General features: G+C 48.9%; 3 protein-coding genes. All 3 read right to left on the reverse strand.

Translation table 11 applies throughout. The annotated features are described in order from the left end of the window. Positions 1-95: 95 nt before the first annotated feature. Positions 96-2,450 carry an endonuclease MutS2 gene (locus Q0314_RS01820; RefSeq protein WP_298055885.1) on the reverse strand — a complete coding sequence of 785 codons (2,355 nt, stop codon included), beginning with the start codon at positions 2,448-2,450 and terminating at the stop codon, positions 96-98. Next, positions 2,451-2,798, reverse strand: a complete 348-nt coding sequence (locus Q0314_RS01825) for a hypothetical protein (RefSeq protein WP_298055886.1) — start codon at positions 2,796-2,798, stop codon at positions 2,451-2,453. It lies immediately after the preceding gene. Continuing rightward, positions 2,795-3,467: cyanophycin synthetase (locus Q0314_RS01830; RefSeq protein WP_298055887.1), on the reverse strand; the 673-nt coding region annotated here is incomplete at its 5' end. The genes Q0314_RS01830 and Q0314_RS01825, both read right to left, overlap by 4 nt.

The following is a 3,467-nucleotide window of genomic DNA, read 5'->3' on the forward strand; positions in this document are numbered from 1 at the left end:
AATTTTCGACCGAAGATAGAACATATAGTTCATCGAGGGAGGAAATTTTTAGCTCATTTAAAGGCACGCAAGAGACAAGCCGCAGTAAGGCAAATTTACAGCCTTACTATCTGCGCTCCAAATCCCCCCTGCCCCGCCGGCGCGTCGAAAAACTCCTTCACGCTCGGATGTTCGCGCAAGAAATTTTTGACCGCGTAGGCGAGCTTGCCCGTGCCGATGCCGTGATACACCTGCACCTCGTCAAAGCCCATCACTAGGCTATCTGAGATAAATTTATCCAGCTTTTGCACCGCTTCATCCGCGCGCAAGCCGTGCAGATCGAGCGTGACGCTGGCGTTTTGCGGCTTTTGCACGCTTAGATTTATGCCTGATTTTTTAGGCGGTGCAGGCGTTTCGCCGCTGATTTTTAGCTGATTTATCGGCACGCGCATGCTAACGTTATCGGTTTGTATCACGGCGTCATTTTTGCCCAGACTTGAGACGACACCCTTTATCTTGCCGTATTTTACGCGGTCGCCGACCTTTAGCTGGGGTGGGGCGGAGATTTCTGGCTTTTGCACGGCGCGTTTAGCCTCGTTTGCGCGGTTTAGGGCGCGCTGTTTTTCTTTGGTATCGTCTAGATTTATCGCTCGCCTAGCCTCATTTATCGCCTTAAAATACTCCCGCTCCAGCCGCGTTATAACCTCGTGCTGCTCGGCCTCGGCGCGCTCTTTTTGCTCTTTTAAATTTTCGATTAGCGAGTCTAGCTTTTGCTCTTTTTTCTCCGCGCTTTCGAGCTTTTCTTTGAGCTGCACCTCTAAATTCAGCGTCTTTGTGATGATTTCGTTTAGATTTTCTTTGTCCTCGCCGTAGATTTTCTTCGCCTGCGCGACCAAATTTGCCGCGATGCCGTATCTAGCCGCGGTCTCAAAGGCGTATGATTTACCGATCGTACCCTTTAAAAACTCAAATTTAGGCCGCGAGTTTTCCTCATCATATAGCGCCGCGACCAGCTCTACGTCGGGGTTTTTAGCTAGCAGCATAGCAAGGCGCTTGTGGTGGGTGGTGATGATCATCTTGATATCCTGGCTCATCAGCCGCTCGATCATCACGCCGTATAGGCTAGCCGCCTCCTCAAAATCCGTTCCCAGCTCAATCTCATCGACTCCTATGAGCAGATTTTTCTTCGTAAAAAGCTTGGAAAAATGCACCATACGCCCGGCAAAGGTCGAGATGTCGTTTTTCACGTTTTGCGGATCCTCGATGATGGCGTCAAATTCTTTAAAATTTCCGATCTGCGATTTTTGCGCGTTTATGCGCATCGGCAGTAGGTATTTAGCTAGAAAGGCTGCGGCTATCAGCGATTTTAGCAGCATCGATTTACCGCCCGCGTTTACGCCCGTGATCAGTAGCACCTTTTTGCTAAAGTCTATGCTGATGCTTTTTGGATTTTTTAGCGCGGGATGGGCGAAATTTGCCAGCTTTAAATTTGACCCGCCGCTTGGCAGCACGAACTCAAAATCCGCGCTTTTAGCCGTAAAAACCCGCGCGCAGTAGGCGTCAAATACGTCAAACGCGCCGTTTATAAATTTTAAAAACAGGAGGCCCTTGTGCATCGCGGAGCTAAAAATTTTGCAGTGCTCATAGACGATTTCCTCTTTTTTATCCAGTAGCTCGCTTTGCTCTTTTTTGAGTTTTTGGATGTTTTCTGGCGCGACGTAGAAGTATCCGCCCGAGCTTCTAGCCACGACCGTGCCCTTTAGCACGTGGTTAAACCCGCCTCGCACGAGCAGCGCCTCGACCGAGCTGATGTAGTGCACCTGCGTATCGACGAGGTATGGCGTGATGGATTTTGAGTAGATGAGGCGGCGCAGATCGGCGTCTATTTGCGCTCTTTTGGCGCTAAAGGCGTCTCTGATACCGCCCAGGCGCTCGTCCACTTCGTCTTTTAGCTCGCCGTTTTTGTCAAATGAGTTTGCGAGCTTTAACATCGGCTGCGGGATCTCGATTTTAGCGAGCCACTCGCCCAGTTTGCCTTCAAATTTAAGCGTTTTTAGGTAGGTAAAGTAGCTAATAATCTTAGCAAACTCAAAAATCTCGCTCACATGCAGCGTCGCTTGCTTGCTAAGGCGAACGAGCGCGTCATCTAGGTTTTGAGCCGGTGCGGGCGGATCAAACTGCTTTTGCGAGAGTTCTAAAATTTTCTCGTAATGCAACCTGCTGTCGCCCGCCATAAAAAGCGGCTTTGGGCGCGCTAAAAAGGAGTTAAACCGCTCCATATAGCCTTGCAGGTCTAAAATTTTTATAAGCCGCTCAAAGCCTTCCGCGTTTGTAAATTCTTTTTGCTCTCGGTGCGCCGCGGCGTCTGAAACATCGCCGTTTCTTTGCTCGCGATAGACGTTATTTTCTCGCTCGTCTGCCCTCCAAACGCCGCCTTGGGTCAAATTTTGATTATCTTTAAAATTTCGCAATTATTCGCCTTTAAATTCGCAACCATCAAGCGCGATCTTGACGCTGTTTAGCTCCTTTGCCGCGCGTTTAGCGACAAAAGAGGACGTGCCGAACTCATAGTTAAATTTAGTGTTATTTACGTCGAAATTTCCGCATTTTAGGGTTTTGCCTTGGTTAAAAAACGCGACCAGTTCCAGCCTTTTGCCCTGCTCGCTTTCTAGCCTGGTCTCGTAAAAATACAGCGCCGCCGCAACAAAAATCACCGAAAAAGTGATGATAAATTTCGCCTTTTTGCTTAGCTTCTCGTCGCTCACGCTAAATATCGCGATCGCGGCAAGCACGCCTAAAAGTACAATTATGACCCTCATACGTCGCCTCTTAGCTGATATGTGATGTCGCCCGCGCCAAAGCCGATCACTAGGCCGTCATCGAGTAGGTTTTTCACGCCAAACTCATCCGTAAAAGCAATCCCCTCGCCCTCGCGCGCGACTTTTTGCGTCATCACTGGGTTGTAGCGTTTAAACTCCTCTTTTAAATTTATATCTATCGGCGTCTCGCCCGCGGCATAAACAGGCAGGATAACTAGCTCGTCTATGCCCTCAAAACACTCTTTAAAGCCCTGCAAATTTGCGCTCAGACGTGTAAATCTGTGCGGCTGAAAGATCGCCGTGATCTTGGTGATGCCTAGCAGTTTGGCGTATTCAAAGACTGATTGCAAAGTGGCCTTGATCTCGGTCGGATGGTGCGCGTAGTCGTCGATGAGTACGAATTTCCTGCTAGCAGTGAGGATATCGAAGCGCTTTTTGATGCCTTTAAAATTTAGCAAATTTTGCCTAATTTGCGCGAGAGAGGTTTCATTTAGCGCGGCTAAGATCGCAAGCGACGCGTCCACGGCGATATGCTCGCCCATGCCAAGCACTTCAAATTTGCCTAAATTTTTTAGATTAAACGCAGTATAAGGCACGAAATCGCGCACGATCATACTAAGCTCGGTGATATCGACGCTTGGATAAAGGCGCACGGCATCAAGCTTTAGC

The sequence above is a fragment of the uncultured Campylobacter sp. genome (assembly GCF_938040115.1).
GTDB lineage: Bacteria > Campylobacterota > Campylobacteria > Campylobacterales > Campylobacteraceae > Campylobacter_A.